The organism is Pelosinus baikalensis (assembly GCF_020819555.1).
In the GTDB taxonomy this organism is placed as follows: domain Bacteria; phylum Bacillota; class Negativicutes; order DSM-13327; family DSM-13327; genus Pelosinus; species Pelosinus baikalensis.
The window spans coordinates 46,600-63,837 of sequence record NZ_JAJHJB010000021.1 but is presented as its reverse complement, the minus strand read 5'-3'; the positions used below and the strand labels follow the sequence as shown (position 1 = coordinate 63,837).

The window sequence follows — 17,238 nt, the reverse complement described above, 5'->3', positions numbered from 1 at the left end:
AAGAAAAGCAAGGAAAGAGTTATTTTCTTTACAACCTTATTTAGGTACTGTGAAATTCTTTACATATTCTTTCATTTTCGATAGATTCTAAATAAAAATGGATAACCAAAGTAAGGAACAAAAATGGAGGTATCAATTAATATAAGATGCACAAACCTAATGTTTATATTGATGAGGTAATCTTAACTAGATTGGAGAATACATTTAAGGCAACTATATGTTGTTGTTGTTTTTCAAGTACAGTAGAATATGAAGGAATAATTCAGTACTTACATAATCAGGAACGTAATTATTATGATACATTAAAATTTGAAAAGCGAATCAGAAGTTACCTCATTGGGCGCTTTGTTGCCAAACAGGCGGTAGCTAGTCTAATTAATGAAGAAAACTTAACAAATATTATAATTAAATCCGGTATATTTGGCCAACCTATTACAATATCTAATAAACAGAATATTCAAGTTAGTATTACCCATTGTGATGATTTTGGGGTAGCAATTGCTTTTCCGGAGGCTCATCCTATGGGAATTGATCTCGAAAAAATAAATTTAAAAAACAGAGATGTTTTAGAAAGACAAATAACAGAGGATGAAAAAGATCTGATTAACGTTCTGCCGCTTTCTTATGAAACAGGTCTCACACTTTTATGGACAGCCAAGGAAGCCTTATCCAAAGTTCTTAAAACGGGTTTAATGACTCCGTTTGAGGTTTTGGAGATTTCCAAAATTGAACTTCAAGACAATGATATTATGTGTTATTATAAAAATTTTCCTCAATACAGAGTTATTGCATTTACGATTGGAGGCTATATGAGTGCAATCGCTTATCCTTCAAGAACCCATATGAATTTGGATATTTGTTCTCTCAAAGAAAAATTTACATTTGTTAATCTTAACGAGTAATCATGTTTAGAAAATTGCACGATTATATAAAAGGAATGAGCCCTGTTATTATAGAACTAATTTCAAAAAAAATTGCCTAATTAATATTGTTTTTCATGAATAACATAGATTATATTGGGAATTGTAAAAAGGTAGTTCTCATAAACCATAAGAGTGTGGATTTTTCTACCCCCAATATTCAGTAAAGATAAAACTTAGTAATTATTGTATCTAATAATGAATTTCTTTTCTCGGACTTCTTCCGGAAGTTGCTTTGCTAAGATCAATTCTTAGAATTGGTGACAAACTTTAAGCCGCTATTATTTGCAAGATTGGAGATGTAAGCAGTTAGTCACTTATGGAGTGAATCTCAGAGTGTAAAGCTCGGGAAATTGTCAGGCGGTAAATATTATACATTGGTTGCCTTCAACATCCAAGATGAAGGTCGTCTGATTAAAGATATTGAGAATATTGATGAAGATACATATATTAGGGAATTTATCATTGAACGCGCTTCACGCACGACAGTACATGACAATATGGATACAAGCAACCCAGAATGGAAACCTATCAAAAATTATTTTAACTAAAAAAGAGGCCGTTGGCCTCTTTTTTTTTAGACCACTTTGTGTCCTTTGCGTCTTTGTGGTTCCTTTCGATTCGTTTAATATATTTTAGTTTTTTTATTTTGCTGATTGCAAGGAATAGTGTAAAAAACATCAATTATTTCGCCAGTTTAATCGGCGTAAGTCTTGCTTCTTCTGCTGTTTGGGTACCGATATATCCTTGCCGCGCCATTGCAGATAGCACAATGGCTTGTCTTTGTTTTGCTGCATTAAAATCCACGTATGGAGAATTAAGGGAAGGAGCGGTGGGGAGACCTGCTAATAAAGAACATTCTGCTAACGTAAGATTAACAGGCGCTTTGTCAAAGTAAATTTTTGCTGCATCCCCTATGCCATAGGCACCAGATCCAAAGTAAATGGTATTCAAATACATTTCTAAGATTTCTTCCTTTGAATACCGCAGTTCCATATTCATGGCGAGAATAAATTCTTCGGCCTTGCGGCCATAGGTTTTTTCTTGGGTAAGAAATAAGTTCTTAATCAGTTGCTGTGTGATCGTACTGCCGCCTTCAGAGAAGCCTCCTGCTTGCATATTGACTAACATGGCTCTTAGGATACCTTCAATATCAAAGCCGTAATGGCGGTAAAACCGGTTGTCTTCTACTGCAATAATACTTTGCTGCATGGCTAGAGGAATATATTGTATGGTAATATAATTTGTCTTATTGAGTTTTTCATTGACAGCACTTTTTAGGGCAATCATGCGATAGGTGCGTTCCCATGAACTTGCTAAATGAGTAGTTATTCTTTGGGAAGAGGGGAGCGCAGGGAGAAGTCCAGTTATGTAATCGGTGCCGCCAGCCCATCCAAAGGATAGAGCAAATAATAGTATCGATAGTAATATCAATCTACGAAACCTCATTGGTAGCCTCCTTATATGTCATTAGTGTTATTTTACCTCACTATATGGGGTTTGGCTATATGTGCTTTCCTTGTATAATTCTAAAAAGGGAAGCATAAGGATATAAAGAAGACTTGATTGGTCGCACTTATCCTTATTCTTAGAGCGGCTTAGTCATCGGATAGAGGAGTTTTTGAAAGCAGGGAGTTGTTCGTGTATATGAGACTCATTTTGGTTCGAAAAGCCAGTGTGAAGAGAGTCATCATGTTAAGCGTTACTATGGTTGTACTTCATTTTTTAGCAATGCAGTATATAATAGGCGATGATTTCGAAAATGTGGACATGTCAGTATTGGCTGGGCATACGATTGCGATTGATCCTGGGCACGGTGGCATTGATAGTGGGGCAAATGCGAATAACGTAGATGAGAAAGAGATTACCTTAACCATTTCTACAAAATTAGCGAGCCTTCTGCAGCAATATGGAGCGAAGGTTATACTCACAAGAGAAACTGATGTGGATTATTATACGAAAGGTAAGGGCGGTAAACGCAATGATTTATTAGAACGTGCTAAAATCATTAATCATTCAGGTGCAGAGCTGTATGTAAGCATTCATTGCAATGCGTATCGAGGAGCTAGTTTATCAGGTGCACAAGTATTTTATAATCCTAAATTTGAAATGAATAAGGCATTAGCAACACGGTTGCAGCATGTATTAAAAGAGTTTCCCCCAGGAAATAAACGTCAGGTAAAAGAGGATTTGCACATTTTATTATTGAATGAAATCAATATACCAGGTGTGTTAGTTGAAGCAGGATATTTAACCAATCAGGAAGAAGCATCTTTATTGACAGATGATCATTACCAACAGAAGATGGTGGAGAATATTGCAAAGGCATTGGCGTATCATTTCTATAAAAATGCGGCAAGATAAAGAAGAGTAGTGCAGGAGAGATCAATTTTAGCAGTGGTTACAGCTGCGCGTATCCTTTGGACGTGATGTTTAAGATGCATGGTAGATTCAGCGATGATTAGTATTTTCTAAAGACGAAAAGGAGCCGTTATATGAAAAATTTAGAAATTTGTGCTCTTATGCCTCATCCTTCTAGTATGATTCCTGAAGTGGGGAATGGCGAGCTGGATAAAATAAAAAATACAATTGCTGCTGCTGCGGAAGCTGCAAAAAAGATTAAGGAATGTAATCCTCAAACGATTATTTTAATTACACCCCATGGTCCTGCGTTTGAAGATGCTGTAAGTATCAGTGTTCATCCCAGGCTTAAAGGGAGCTTTGCCGCTTTTGGTGCTCCTGATGTTGTTCTAGGATTTGAAACAGATGGATTACTTGTGCGGCATATATTAAAAAAAGCCGATCGCTTAGGTGTGAATATTGTCGAATTGACGGATGATGAAGCCAAGAATCATGGAATCCGTTTAGAATTAGATCATGGAGCACTTGTACCTCTCTATTATTTGACGAAAGCCGGGTTTAAAGGGCAATTAGTACATATTTCAGTAGGGATGTTATCCTATGAAGAAGTGTATACCTTTGGCAAAGCTGTGCAAGCTGCGATTAGTTCTGTAGATAAACGGGTTGCAGTCATTGCTTCTGGTAACTTGTCTCATTGCGTACCAGCCGATGATGCATTAAGCGATCATGCTAAGGGGCGTGAATTTGACCACAAGGTTATGGAGGCAGTTGAAAAGCTAAATATAAAAGCACTATTACAAATGGACCGAGAGGTAGTAGCAGCTGCAAAAGAATGCAGCTTGCGGTCGATCTTTTTCCTAATGGGAGTGGTGGGTGGTCTTAATGCTACTGGAGAAACCCTATCCTATGAGGCACCCCTTGGTATTGGCTACGGTGTGTCCTTAATCACCCTTCAACACAAGCCAAAAGAGACACCCAGTACAAAGCATTGAGGATGGAGAAGGAAATATGGAAATGGCGGTCAAATACTCTATAATCTTTTAGATTATAGAGTATTTGCTATAATGAAAATAAAGGTATATGATACGATATAATGCAAGTATTTAACATTTTTTATATAATCATTAAAAAATGATTTGGATGCCTGCTCATGTTGTTGCTTAAAAAAGGAGAGAAGAAGCGATGTCATTAGAACGTGTTAAAGAATTCGTAAGTCACTATCCTGACTTAGAAATAGTTTTATTTGATAAAAGTACGCATACAGCGGATTTAGCTGCTCAGGCATTAGGAGTTGCGCCAGCACAAATTGCTAAAACCTTGGTATTTCTTGCAGATGGACAACCTGTATTAGTAGTAACTTGTGGAGATAAGAAGATCAATACAAAAAAACTAGCAAAAGAATTAGAGGTTAAAAAAATTCGTTTTGCAGATGCGAAGACGGTGGAAGATGCTACTGGTTTTTTACCAGGTGGTGTATCACCGATTGGGTTAATAAGCGATATTCCCTTGTATCTCGATCAAAGTTTATGGGATTTTGATACGGTGTATGCAGCTGCAGGGACTGCTAATTCTGCCCTGCCTGTGAGTCCAGAGCGTTTATGTGAAATTACAGGAGCCAAAATTATCGACGTTTGTTGTTAAAATCGATTTATGCACTTATATTTGTCATTGCCTAGGAAGATATTGTATAATAATGGCTAGTAGTTGATATGAAGTATGAAGCACGGATACTTTTAGTTTATTGTATAACACATATGATAAATTTCAGTTTAGGAACTACTCTTCATGTGAGAGTGGTTCCTTCATTTTCATGAGAATAAAACCAATGGCATACTATTTTTTTGCCTGAAAAAAACGCAGGGTTTTAGGGAAAATTGTCGAAAATAGAGCTTATGTGCGACAGCTTATTAATTCTATCAATATTCTATCAAACGTCGTGACCTTATTCTTTCGATTTAAATGACAGCAGAGACTATAAATTGTTGTGGAGGCGAAGATGAAACTAAAAGCTTCTTTTTTAGCTTTCCTAACTATGGCTACCATTCTTTTTGGCGTGTATGTTTTTACAAAGAGTGAACAACAGCAATATCAAGAAAAGGTCCGGGCAGAAGTGTTAGGTCAGTTGAGAGCTAGCCAGGCTAGATTAGAAGGTGGATTGCATGCGAGGCTGTTTCTTGAAAAGGGACTCATTGCTTTTATATTGACTCGCCTTGAAATGGATCCTCAGCACAAGATTACCCAAGAAGAGGTGAATCGGTTTGGTGCAGAATTTATGCCTCAACTTTCTGGAATAAATAATTTTACCTTAATTCAGAACAATAAAATTACTCATATCTATCCTTTGGAAGGTAACGAAAAGATGATAGGAATTGATTTGTCTTTACTGCCAGATCAAAATAGAGCGTTGCAGCAGGTGATAGAGAGTAGAAGTATGATCATTGCAGGTCCCATTCAGCTGATTGAAGGTGGAGTAGGACTTATTAGTCGTACGCCCATTTATTGGACTCCCCAAGGTAAAACCGAAGCGGTTTATTGGGGACAGGTTAGCTTAGCCTTGTCTCAAGAACGGTTGTTTGCAGAAGCCGGACTATATGATCAGTCGTCTATGCTGAAGTTTGCTGTACGCGGTCGTGATGGACTTGGTAAAGATGGCGGAGTCTTTTGGGGTGAGGAAGGAATCTTCTTAGAAAATCCAGTGATTATAAATGTAAAAGTTGCTAATGGACTTTGGCAGTTAGCTGCTGTACCGACTAAAGGCTGGGAACGATATAGCCCAGCCTTTATCTGGATTTGGCTGATTGGCGGATTCCTAGCGATTTGCTCCGCTGCCTTAGTATGGTTTTTAATTTATTCTCGAGAAGTCCAAACATCCCTTCATTGCAGTGAAGAAAGTTTAATAGAAAGCGAAGAGCAATTTCGGCAAATGTTTACCAAACAAGAGGTCATCATGTATCTTGTGGACCCAGAGACCTACGACATTTTAAATGCCAATGAAGCTGCTCAAAAATTCTATGGCTACTCACTAGAAACCTTTAAACAAATGAAGATCACTCATCTAAATCTTCTTTCCACAACTGAAATACGAGAGGTGCTTACGAAAGCATTTCAGGAAAAAAGCGGACAGTGGGAGTTTAAGCATCGACTAGCCAATGGGGAAATTCGAGATGTGGAAGTTCGCATGACTCTTATTGGCTTGCGGACAAAACAATTTTTCTTTATTATTGCTCATGACATATCAGAGCGCAAGAAAACAGAAGAACGATTGCGTTATGTGACCTTCCACGATTCACTTACAGGGCTATATGCCAGATCCTATTTTGAAGAAGAAATACGACGCTTAGACATGCGCCGCAGTGGGGCAGTCGGCTTAATGGTATGTGATTTGGATGGTTTAAAATTAGTAAATGATACATTAGGTCATGAGAGCGGTGACCAAATGCTCATTAATGCTGCCAGTATTTTTAAGAATAGCTTCCGTGATGGTGATGTGGTATCAAGAGTCGGTGGTGATGAATTTGTTGTAATTATGGAGAATATTACAAGAGAGCACATGGAAGAAGCTTGCCAGCGATTAAAAAATGGAATCCGGATGAATAATGAATCAAATCAGGATGTACCCGTTAGTTTATCCATCGGGTTTGCTATCAGCAGCGGACCTTCTATGACGATGAGAGAGCTATTTAAAGAAGCAGATAATAATATGTATCGAGAAAAGCTGCACCGCGGACAAAAGGCACGCAGTGCAATTGTACAAACCGTTGTCAATCTTCTGGCAGAACGGGATTTTATTATCGATGGTCACGGAGATCGCCTACAGGATATGGTATCAAGTCTTGCTAAGGCAATTGGTCTATCGGAAAGAAAAATACGTGATATGCGTCTTTTAGCTCAATTTCATGATATTGGGAAGGTAGGTATATCGGAGAAAATTTTAATGAAGGAAGAGCCACTCACTCCTGAGGAAGCGATGGAAATGCGAAGGCATTGTGAAATCGGTCAGCGGATTGCTTTATCCGCACCGGATCTTACTTCGATTGCCGATTGGATTTTGAAGCATCAGGAATGGTGGGATGGCACTGGCTATCCATTAGGTATTGCAGGTGAAGATATTCCCATTGAGTGCCGTATACTTGCAATTGCCGATGCGTATGATGCGATGACAAATGATCGTCCCTATCGCAAAGGTATGCCTCATGACAAAGCAATTGAGGAACTAAAACGCTGTGCAGGAACACAATTTGATCCTATGCTTATTGAAAAGTTCTGTGAGATCATGGGAGCTTGTGATGAAAAAAATAGAATCGAATCATGATTTTATAATGAAAGAGAATAATAAGGTGGACAGGATCATCCTAAATCATTCGAGAAATAAGAGCAAATAGCGTAAAAAAGTTATTGCATTATTATGCATGTATAATGTATAATTATAACATTATAAGGGGGGACGGTAATGAAAGTAAGCGTCATCGGTGCAACAGGGTATGCTGGAGCGGAATTATTACGTATTTTAAGCAATCATCCAGAAGTAGAGGTTGCTGCGATTACCTCAGAAAGTCACACGGGTACGAGCATTGCAGAAATATATCCTCATCTGGTGGGGTTTTATGATAAAAAATTAACGAGCATGAACGATCTTGACCAATTTGCTGATAGTCAGGCGGTATTTATTGGTTTGCCTCATGGTCATGCCATGGCTATTGGCAGACCATTGGCAGAACAAGGCATAAAAGTGATTGATTTAGGAGCTGATTATCGTTTTCATGATGAATCCATATATGAAGCTTGGTATAAAGTAGAACATACTCACCGTAATTCCGGTGCGGTATACGGGCTGACAGAACTATATCGTCAGAAAATCAAGACGGCCAGTATTGTAGGTAATGCAGGTTGTTATACTACGGCTAGTATTTTAGCCTTGGCTCCTTTGGCAAAATCCCATTTAATTGATACTAAAAATATTGTAGTAGATGCTAAATCAGGCGTTTCCGGTGCGGGACGCGGACTCAGTCAGAACGTTCATATGGCAGAGATGGCTGAAAATCTGAAAGCTTATAGTATTGCAGGGCATCGTCATACACCTGAGATTGAACAGGCATTGCAGGAGATTTCCGGTCAGGATTCTCTGATTAGCTTTACACCTCATTTGATTCCCATGTCACGAGGAATCTTGAGTACTTGCTATGCTACCTTGCAAGAAGGAGTAAAACCGGAAGACGTTGATCAGGCATTTTATGAGATGTATGGTCAAGAATTCTTTATCAGGCTCTTAGGACGGGGCGGGTATCCTGCTGTGAAGCATACGCGAGGGTCTAATTTCTGTGATTTAGGCTGGCACATCGATTCTCGTACCAACAGAGTCATTGTGGTATCGGCGATTGATAATTTAGTAAAAGGTGCAGCAGGTCAGGCTGTACAGAATTTAAATGTAATGTTTGGTTTGGACGAAGGCAGCGGCTTAAAGCAAGTTGCGTTATACCCTTGAATTAGCTTGGAATTATAAGGAGGTTTCTTACATGTATACAGAAATTAAAGGCGGTATTACAGCACCTAAAGGATTTAAGGCTGCTGGAGTGCAGGCAGGGATAAAAAAGAGCGGTAAACATGATGTAGCAGTCATTTACAGTACAGTACCTGCTAGTGTGGCAGGAGTATGTACGACTAATACCATGGCAGCAGCTCCAGTGGCTGTATCTCGTTTAGCTTTTGAAAGCGGTATTGCTTCTGCGATTGTTGTGAATTCTGGATGTGCCAATGCTTGCACGGGTGAACAGGGACTTTCTGACGCCAATGCGATGGCTCAAATTACAGCCGATCTTCTAAGCATACCAAAGGAAGATGTTCTAGTGGCATCTACAGGTATTATTGGAGTGACACTGCCAATGGAGAAAGTAACAGCGGGCATAAAAGCGGCTGTTGCCCAGTTAGGTCCAGATGAACAAGATTATTCTACCCAGGCGATTATGACTACGGATACGTTTCAAAAGCATTGTGCTTATGAATTTAAGCTAGGGGGTGTGCCTGTACGTATTGCTGGTATTGCCAAGGGATCAGGAATGATTCACCCTAATATGGCTACGATGCTGGCATTTATTACAACTGATGCTGCTATTGCTCCGGCTCTGCTGAAACAAGCGTTGACAGATGCTGTGAATGTATCGTTTAATATGATTTCTGTAGATGGAGATACTAGTACGAATGATATGGCAACCGTACTGGCAAATGGCTTGGCAGGCAATAAAAAGATTGAGACTAAGAATGAGGATTACGCTGCCTTTACAAAAATACTCACAGAAGTATGCATTTATTTAGCAAAAAAAATTGTTGTTGACGGTGAAGGTGCAACCAAGTTCTTGGAACTGAATGTAACAGGAGCTGCCAGTTTTGCCGATGCGAAAAAGACTGCCATGGCGATTGCGAAATCACCGTTGGTTAAAACCGCATTCTTTGGTGAAGATGCCAATTGGGGACGAATTTTATGTGCTGTAGGTTATTCAGAAGCAGCGGCAGATCCTACTAAAATATCCTTGTCCATTGGTGATTTGACCATTGTAAAACAAGGTCTAGGTGTTACAATTGACGAACTTGAATTAAAAAAAATTATGGCTGAACATGATATTAGAGTCGTTGTGGACTTAGGATTAGGCCAAGCAGAAGCTACGATGTGGACTTGTGATTTTTCTTATGAATATGTAAAAATTAACGGAGAATACCATACATAAGGAGGTAGAAATGTGAAAAATTCCTTGGAAACTGCTGCCGTATTAATTGAAACCTTGCCATATATGCAGGATTTTTATGGCAAAACAGTGGTAATTAAATATGGCGGTAATGCCATGATTAATAGTGAATTGAAAAATAGTGTAATTCAAGATATTACATTATTAAAATATGTAGGAATGAGACCCATCGTTGTTCATGGCGGTGGTCCGGAAATTACCAGTGTTTTAAATAAATTCGGTAAAAAGACAGAGTTTATCAGTGGTCTTAGGGTAACAGACGAAGAAACTGTATCCATTGCAGAAATGGTGCTTGTTGGTAAAATTAATACAGAAATTGTGAACTTGCTGAATCGCCATGGATCCAAAGCAGTAGGCTTAAGCGGGAAAGATGCCAACTTGATACTTGCAAAAAAACATTTTGCTGAAGTACATGAAAATGGTGGAATCAGCATGGTAGACATTGGGTTTGTGGGAGAAGTAGAATCAATCAATACCAATATACTCAATACCCTTATCGACAGCGGTTACATTCCTGTTATTGCACCCATTGGAGTAGGGAAAAACGGTGAAAGCTACAACATTAATGCCGATTATGTAGCGGGCGAAGTCGCGGGTGCTCTGGGGGCCGAAAAACTAATAATGTTAACAGATGTAGAAGGGATTTATCGCGATTATCAAGATAAAGGCTCCTTTATCTCCTCTTTATCTCTTGAGGAAGCCCAACAGATGATCGCACAAGGAAGTATCGGAGGCGGCATGATTCCTAAGGTAGAAACATGCATCAAAGCGTTGCAGGGTGGCACTGGAAAAACACATATTATTGACGGAAGACAGCCTCATTCCATATTACTTGAAATATTTACTTCTCAAGGTATCGGTACACAGGTTGTAAAATAAAAGGGTGTTTGAAAAAATTTTACATGAAGGAGGACGTAACGATATGAAAACACAAGAGATTATTCAAACTGTTGATGACAATTACATGCCGGTATTTGCCCGTTATAGCATTGCATTATCACACGGTGAGGGTCCGTATGTGTATGATAATGACGGTAAGAAGTACTTGGATTTTCTAGCTGGTATTGCAGTAAATGTGCTAGGCCATGGGCATCCTGCCTTAGTGGCAGCGATTAGCCAGCAGGCTGGAAAATTGATTCATTGCTCCAATTTATACTACACAGAAGTGCAGGCAAAATTGGTGGAAAGTTTAGCGAAAGTCAGTGGTCTGGGGAAAGTTTTTATGGCAAACAGCGGTGCCGAGGCCAATGAAGGCGCCATAAAACTAGCTCGCAAGTATGCAAAAAAAATAAATGCAGATAAAGTCGAGATTATTAGTGCTCAGCATTGTTTTCATGGACGAACGTTAGCGACTCTTACTGCCACTGCCCAGCCTAAATATCAGAAAGGGTACGAACCTCTGCCTGGTGGCTTTAACTATGTGCCTTTTAATGATATAGAGGCTCTTAAAGCTGCTGTAACGGAAAAAACTTGTGCGATTCTTCTTGAACCCATTCAAGGGGAAGGCGGCATCAACATGCCGGATGAAACGTATTTACAGCAAGTACGCCAGTTGTGTAATGAAAAGGAAATACTGCTTATACTCGATGAAATCCAAACAGGTATGGGACGTACTGGTACGATGTTTGCTTATGAGCAATATGGCATTGTCCCTGATATCGTCACATTAGCAAAAGGATTAGGAGGCGGCGTGCCCATTGGTGCGTTTATTGCCAGTGATAAAGTAGCTTCTGTTTTTACCAGCGGTGACCATGGTTCCACCTTTGGCGGTAATCCACTGGCTTGTGCGGCTGCTAATGCTGTACTATTGGCGATTAAGGAAGAAGGATTGCTGGCAAATGCCAAAAAATTAGGAAACTACTTTGCAAAAGGCTTGCTAGTCTTACAAGCTAAGTATCCTAAGTTAATTACCCAGGTACGTGGTAAAGGTCTGATGCTCGGGGTGCAGTTAACTCTTCCCGGCAGAGATATTGTAAATGCTTGTTTGGCAAAAGGTGTGATTATCAACTGCACCGCAGGTGATGTATTACGATTTGTTCCACCGCTTACCATTGAGCGTGCTCATGTGGATGAAGTATTGGCTGTGCTGGATGCAGTGCTGGCTGAAATATAAGAATAAAAGAAAGTTATATTGCAAGGATGATATAACTATGTATGGGGGTTATTGTTGTGGGTATAGAGGTGAAGGATTTATTATCTATTCATGATTTGTCGACAAAAGAAATCAATGACATATTGGACTTGGCTAAAACGCTAAAAACACAGTTGAAAAACGGTGAACAACATCATTTGCTAAAAGGAAAAACGCTGGGAATGATCTTTCAAAAAGCATCGACCCGTACCAGAGTCTCTTTTGAAGTAGGTATGTGGCAGCTAGGCGGTGCAGCGTTATTTCTAAATGCCAATGATATGCAAATTGGCCGAGGGGAACCTGTCAAAGATACTGCCCGTGTATTATCACGGTATGTAGATGGCATCATGATTCGCACTTTTTCCCATGATGAAGTGATCGAACTGGCTCAGTTTGCTACGATACCAGTGATTAATGCTCTCACAGATTTGATGCATCCTTGCCAAGCGTTAACAGATATATTCACGGTCTTAGAACATAAAGGAAGGCTGCAAGGGTTAAAGATGGTTTATATTGGTGACGGCAACAACATGGTAAATTCCTTGTTGCAGGCTTGTGCAAAAGTCGGTATGGATATTTCCATTGCTACACCAAAAGGTTATGAACCAGATGCTGCTATTGTAGCGGAGGCTTTAACCGTTGCAGCCGAGACTGGCAGTAAGATTGTATTGTGTGAAGATCCTCTTGAAGCTGCTAAAGATGCAGATGTGTTGTATACCGATGTATGGGCAAGTATGGGCAAGGAGATCGAACAAGAAGACAGACGAGAAGTATTTGTCAATTACCAGATCAATCAAAACGTAATGAATGTTGCCAAAAAAGATGCCATCGTTTTACACTGCCTGCCAGCCCATAGAGGAGAAGAAATTACGGAGGAAGTTCTGGAAAGCAAGCAATCTGTTGTCTTCGATCAGGCAGAAAATCGTTTGCATGTACAAAAAGCAATTATGGTATTATTAATGGGAAAATAGAAAATGTTACATAAGGGGGATTACAAAGATGAGTGAAATTAAAAAAGTAGTATTGGCCTATTCTGGAGGATTGGATACTTCAGTTATTATTCCGTGGCTGAAAGAAAACTATAACTGCGAAGTAATTGCTATGTGTGCGGATGTCGGTCAAGGGGATGAATTAGCACCTGTTCACGATAAGGCCCTTAAATCTGGAGCCAGTAAAGTATATATCGAAGATTTAAAACAAGAGTTTGTGGAAAGTTATGTTTGGCCTACTTTGAAGGCTGGTGCTGTATATGAAGGGAAATATTTGTTAGGTACTTCTTTTGCGAGACCGATTATTGCGAAAGCCTTAGTCGCCATTGCGGAAAAAGAAGGGGCAGATGCCATCGCCCATGGTGCGACAGGTAAAGGTAACGACCAAGTACGTTTTGAACTTACCGTAAAAGCATTAGCACCTCATTTGAAAATTATTGCTCCTTGGAGACTTTGGGATATTCGTTCCCGTGAAGATGCCTTTGATTATGCTGAAAAACACAACATTCCCATTCCCGTAGCAAAAAGCCGTCCTTACAGCATGGATCGTAATATCTGGCATTTAAGTCATGAAGGTGCAGATTTAGAAAATCCAGCAAATGAACCAATGGATGATGTATATCTGGTATCAAAATCTCCTGAGAATGCACCGGATAAAGCGGTTTATGTAGATATCTGCTTTGAGAAAGGTATTCCAGTAGCCGTTGATGGTGAAAAACTTGGCGCCGTGGCACTATTAGAGAAATTAAATATTCTTGGTGCCCAGCATGGTATCGGGATTACAGATATCGTAGAGAATCGTTTGGTAGGCATGAAATCTCGCGGCGTATATGAAAATCCAGGCGGATCTATTTTGTACTATGCACATCGGGAATTAGAATATTTGACCTTGGATCGGGCAACGATGCATTATAAAGAACAAGTCGCGATCCGCTATGCAGAACTTGTATATGATGGCATGTGGTTTTCTCCATTAAAAGAAGCCTTGGACTCATTTGTTGATTCCACGCAGCAGACGGTAACCGGTACGGTTCGTTTGAAATTATACAAAGGTAATATTATGAGTGCTGGATCTAAATCTCCATACTCTTTATACCATGAAGGATTCGTAACCTTTGGTCGTGATGAAGTGTATAACCAGAAAGATGCAGAAGGATTTATTAACCTTTTCGGCTTGCCATTAAAAGTCAGAGCACTAATGCTGAAAGAGGCGGAAAAGAAATGAGTAAGTTATGGGGCGGTAGATTTGCCAAAAATACAGATGTAATGGTGGAGGAATTTACCTCCTCCATTTCTTTTGATAAGCGTATGTACGCAGAAGATATTGCAGGGAGCATTGCTCATGCTGCGATGCTGGCCAAGTGCGGCATTATTGCCAAGGAAGAAGCAGATACGATTATTGAAGGACTTAAAACCATATTAACAGATATTGAAGCTGGTAATTTTAGTTTCGAAATTTCCTTGGAAGACATCCATATGAATATTGAAAAACGCTTAACAGAACGCATCGGATCGGTGGGAGGAAAACTTCATACCGCTCGCAGCCGTAATGACCAAGTTGCCTTAGATACCCATATGTATTTGAAGCACGAAATTGCAGCGATCGGTACCTTACTGCAAGATTTGCAGCAGGCCATTGTAGACGTGGCGCAAAAATACCAAGGTGTGGTTATGCCTGGCTATACTCACCTGCAAAGGGCACAGCCTATTCTTTTCTCTCATCATATGATGGCGTACTTTTCCATGTTAACCCGTGACTTTAGACGACTAAAAGGTGTATGGGAAGGAACAGACATTCTGCCATTAGGAGCAGGAGCGTTGGCTGGTACTACTTTTCCCATTGATAGGCACTTTGTGGCAGAGCAGCTTAATTTTAGTCAAGTATATGAAAATAGTATGGATGCAGTAAGTGATCGAGACTATATTTTAGAGTTCTTATCCTTTGCCTCGATTCTCATGATGCACCTTAGCCGAATCAGTGAAGAGATTATTTTATGGTCTTCAACAGAGTTTTCCTTTATTGAATTAGATGACAGTCATTGTACTGGCTCTAGCATTATGCCGCAGAAGAAGAACCCCGATGTGGCAGAATTGGTCCGTGGGAAAACCGGGCGGGTTTTTGGTCATTTAATGGCCTTATTGACCACAGCCAAAGGGTTGCCATTGGCCTATAATAAGGACTTGCAGGAAGACAAAGAAGGTATGTTTGATACCATTGATACATTAAAATTTAGTTTAAGTGTTTATGCCTCGATGCTAAGAGCAATGAAAGTAAATGAAGAAGTTATGGGCTCCGCGGTACGTAATGATTTTTCCAACGCTACGGATATGGCCGATTATCTGGTGAAAAAAGGCTTGCCTTTCCGTCAGGCTCATGAAGTCGTAGGAAAATCAGTGGCCTATTGCTTAGGTACTAATAAGTGGCTGATGGACTTATCCTTAGCTGAGTTTAAAGAATTTTCCCCTCTGTTTGAAACTGATATTCTTGAAGCCATAAAAGTGGAAACTTGTGTGGATGCTCGGAATTCTTATGGCGGAACTTCGTCCACTGGAGTAAAACAGCAATTTACGGTAGCTCAAGATATCTTGACGAAGCAACAAAGTGTACTTGACATGTATACAAAAGGCAATATATAATAACCATAAATTAGAGCAATTTAGCAGACCCTGTAAAGCGTTTTTGGAGGAAGAAAGCAGCCGCTTTCTTAATTCCTATTAAGACGACTAAGGGTCTGCCTGTTGCATTAAAAAGTTGATGTTTGTGAGATCTTTCTTCAATGAAACTGCAAAGGCGCAGAGTATGCTGGTAGTCCTATGCGTTTTTGTGGTAAAAGGACTACCAGCGTTTTTCTTAAATGATAAGGAGGCACTCTACTATGACTGAAATCGCATTTACAAAAAGCAATACACTTGGGATAATGCCACCTGAGGAACAGCTAGGGTTTGGCAAATATTTTACCGATCATATGTTTACGATGGATTATGATCCTCAAAATGGGTGGCACAATCCGGCAGTTATTCCTTATAATGAATATTCTGTTTTACCGGCGGCAATGGTTTTTCATTATGGGCAAGCTATCTTCGAAGGAATGAAAGCCTTTCGTACGGAAGATGATCGGATTATTATTTTCCGCACGAAAGATTATTTGGCACGGTTCAATCGTTCTGCAGATGCTCTGTGTATTCCGAATATTGATATAGATGTGGTGACCGAAGGTTTAAAAAAGGTAATTGAAGTAGATAAAGCATGGGTACCAACAAAAGTAGGTACAGCCCTGTATATCAGACCTTTTATTATTGCTACCGATCCTTATATAGGGGTAAAAGTATCGGATACCTATAAATTATTTATCTTATTATCACCAGTAGGTGCTTACTATGCTGCAGGGTTCAATCCTGTAAGCATTAAAGTGGAAGACAAATATGTACGTGCTACGTTAGGCGGTTTAGGAGAAGCAAAAACTCCTGCCAATTATGCGCTGAGCTTAAGAGCGCAAGAAGAAGCTAAAAAAGAGGGCTTTGCTCAAGTATTGTGGCTCGATGCTGTAGAACGCAAATACATTGAAGAAGTCGGTACCATGAATATTTTCTTCAAAATCAACGGAGAATTGATTACTCCTGATTTAGTCGGCAGCATTTTAGGCGGCATGACAAGAAGAACCGTATTAGAATTGGCGAAGGCATGGGGTGTAAAAGTTTCAGAACGTCGTATTTCGGTGGAAGAAGTCTTTGCAGCTCACGAGAAGGGGCAGCTGGAAGAAGTTTTTGGTACAGGAACGGCAGCTGTGATTTCTCCTGTTGGAGAATTGTCCTGGAAAGGCAAAAAGATTATTATTAATCAGAATCAGACAGGAGACTTTGCCAAAAAGTTATTTGATACTGTGACAGACATACAATATGGTAAAGTGGAAGATACCTTAGGCTGGGTTGACGAAGTAACCAAATTATAGATTAAAAATTAAAAAAAATGTCCAAAATAATACCTCTGACACCCTGAGGTATTATTTTTTTATTTATAAGGGGAAATATTAAAGGTTTTCCGTAATATTGGGTAGAATAAATTAATATTTATTGTTATTATTCTTACGATTATGATGAGG

Annotated in this window: 14 protein-coding genes; 13 read left to right on the top strand and 1 reads right to left on the bottom strand. The window is 39.6% G+C overall.

Annotated elements, in window-relative coordinates; genetic code table 11:
• Positions 1 to 191 precede the first annotated feature (191 nt).
• On the top strand, positions 192 to 902 hold the full coding sequence (locus tag LMF89_RS15075) for a 4'-phosphopantetheinyl transferase family protein (RefSeq protein WP_229535817.1): 711 nt from the start codon (positions 192 to 194) through the stop codon (positions 900 to 902).
• 702 nt (positions 903 to 1,604) lie between these two features.
• Here the strand turns inward: LMF89_RS15075 and LMF89_RS15070 are convergent.
• Positions 1,605 to 2,369: a transglycosylase domain-containing protein gene (locus LMF89_RS15070; RefSeq protein WP_229535816.1), complete on the bottom strand. Its 765-nt coding sequence runs from the start codon at positions 2,367 to 2,369 to the stop codon at positions 1,605 to 1,607.
• 198 nt (positions 2,370 to 2,567) lie between these two features.
• Between LMF89_RS15070 and LMF89_RS15065 the strand changes: the two genes are divergently transcribed.
• The 12 genes from LMF89_RS15065 (at position 2,568) to LMF89_RS15010 (ending at position 17,088) form a co-directional block, all read left to right on the top strand.
• Positions 2,568 to 3,284, top strand: a complete 717-nt coding sequence (locus tag LMF89_RS15065) for an N-acetylmuramoyl-L-alanine amidase (protein ID WP_229535815.1) — start codon at positions 2,568 to 2,570, stop codon at positions 3,282 to 3,284.
• A 131-nt stretch (positions 3,285 to 3,415) separates the two neighbouring features.
• Complete coding sequence (amrB, locus tag LMF89_RS15060; RefSeq protein ID WP_229535814.1) at positions 3,416 to 4,273, top strand: AmmeMemoRadiSam system protein B; 858 nt, start codon at positions 3,416 to 3,418, stop codon at positions 4,271 to 4,273.
• 190 nt (positions 4,274 to 4,463) lie between these two features.
• Positions 4,464 to 4,922 carry a YbaK/EbsC family protein gene (locus tag LMF89_RS15055; protein ID WP_229535813.1) on the top strand — a complete coding sequence of 153 codons (459 nt, stop codon included), beginning with the start codon at positions 4,464 to 4,466 and terminating at the stop codon, positions 4,920 to 4,922.
• A 355-nt stretch (positions 4,923 to 5,277) separates the two neighbouring features.
• Complete coding sequence (locus tag LMF89_RS15050) at positions 5,278 to 7,593, top strand: diguanylate cyclase domain-containing protein (RefSeq protein ID WP_229535812.1); 2,316 nt, start codon at positions 5,278 to 5,280, stop codon at positions 7,591 to 7,593.
• A gap of 138 nt (positions 7,594 to 7,731) precedes the next feature.
• Complete coding sequence (gene argC / locus LMF89_RS15045; RefSeq protein WP_229535811.1) at positions 7,732 to 8,763, top strand: N-acetyl-gamma-glutamyl-phosphate reductase; 1,032 nt, start codon at positions 7,732 to 7,734, stop codon at positions 8,761 to 8,763.
• Between the two features lie 31 nt (positions 8,764 to 8,794).
• Positions 8,795 to 10,000: a bifunctional glutamate N-acetyltransferase/amino-acid acetyltransferase ArgJ gene (gene argJ / locus LMF89_RS15040; protein ID WP_007961597.1), complete on the top strand. Its 1,206-nt coding sequence runs from the start codon at positions 8,795 to 8,797 to the stop codon at positions 9,998 to 10,000.
• Positions 10,001 to 10,012: 12 nt separating this feature from the next.
• Positions 10,013 to 10,897, top strand: a complete 885-nt coding sequence (gene argB, locus LMF89_RS15035) for an acetylglutamate kinase (protein WP_007961599.1) — start codon at positions 10,013 to 10,015, stop codon at positions 10,895 to 10,897.
• A gap of 43 nt (positions 10,898 to 10,940) precedes the next feature.
• Positions 10,941 to 12,131: an acetylornithine transaminase gene (locus LMF89_RS15030; protein WP_229535810.1), complete on the top strand. Its 1,191-nt coding sequence runs from the start codon at positions 10,941 to 10,943 to the stop codon at positions 12,129 to 12,131.
• 56 nt (positions 12,132 to 12,187) lie between these two features.
• Positions 12,188 to 13,120 carry an ornithine carbamoyltransferase gene (argF, locus tag LMF89_RS15025; protein ID WP_007961601.1) on the top strand — a complete coding sequence of 311 codons (933 nt, stop codon included), beginning with the start codon at positions 12,188 to 12,190 and terminating at the stop codon, positions 13,118 to 13,120.
• A gap of 28 nt (positions 13,121 to 13,148) precedes the next feature.
• Positions 13,149 to 14,363, top strand: a complete 1,215-nt coding sequence (locus LMF89_RS15020) for an argininosuccinate synthase (protein WP_229535809.1) — start codon at positions 13,149 to 13,151, stop codon at positions 14,361 to 14,363.
• Positions 14,360 to 15,775, top strand: coding sequence for an argininosuccinate lyase (argH, locus tag LMF89_RS15015; RefSeq protein ID WP_229535808.1), 1,416 nt, complete (start codon positions 14,360 to 14,362; stop codon positions 15,773 to 15,775). Before LMF89_RS15020 ends, argH begins: the two co-directional genes overlap by 4 nt.
• Before the next feature lie 239 nt (positions 15,776 to 16,014).
• Positions 16,015 to 17,088, top strand: coding sequence for a branched-chain amino acid aminotransferase (locus LMF89_RS15010; RefSeq protein WP_229535807.1), 1,074 nt, complete (start codon positions 16,015 to 16,017; stop codon positions 17,086 to 17,088).
• Positions 17,089 to 17,238 lie beyond the last annotated feature (150 nt).

What these genes read in the sequence shown, in the direction of transcription:
- LMF89_RS15070 (WP_229535816.1), bottom strand. Translation starts at nt 2,369, where the DNA reads ATGAGGTTTCGTAGATTGATATTACTATCGATACTATTATTTGCTCTA.
- LMF89_RS15065 (WP_229535815.1), top strand. Translation starts at nt 2,568, where the DNA reads ATGAGACTCATTTTGGTTCGAAAAGCCAGTGTGAAGAGAGTCATCATG.
- amrB (WP_229535814.1), top strand. Translation starts at nt 3,416, where the DNA reads ATGAAAAATTTAGAAATTTGTGCTCTTATGCCTCATCCTTCTAGTATG.
- LMF89_RS15055 (WP_229535813.1), top strand. Translation starts at nt 4,464, where the DNA reads ATGTCATTAGAACGTGTTAAAGAATTCGTAAGTCACTATCCTGACTTA.
- LMF89_RS15050 (WP_229535812.1), top strand. Translation starts at nt 5,278, where the DNA reads ATGAAACTAAAAGCTTCTTTTTTAGCTTTCCTAACTATGGCTACCATT.
- argC (WP_229535811.1), top strand. Translation starts at nt 7,732, where the DNA reads ATGAAAGTAAGCGTCATCGGTGCAACAGGGTATGCTGGAGCGGAATTA.
- argJ (WP_007961597.1), top strand. Translation starts at nt 8,795, where the DNA reads ATGTATACAGAAATTAAAGGCGGTATTACAGCACCTAAAGGATTTAAG.
- LMF89_RS15030 (WP_229535810.1), top strand. Translation starts at nt 10,941, where the DNA reads ATGAAAACACAAGAGATTATTCAAACTGTTGATGACAATTACATGCCG.
- LMF89_RS15020 (WP_229535809.1), top strand. Translation starts at nt 13,149, where the DNA reads ATGAGTGAAATTAAAAAAGTAGTATTGGCCTATTCTGGAGGATTGGAT.
- argH (WP_229535808.1), top strand. Translation starts at nt 14,360, where the DNA reads ATGAGTAAGTTATGGGGCGGTAGATTTGCCAAAAATACAGATGTAATG.
- LMF89_RS15010 (WP_229535807.1), top strand. Translation starts at nt 16,015, where the DNA reads ATGACTGAAATCGCATTTACAAAAAGCAATACACTTGGGATAATGCCA.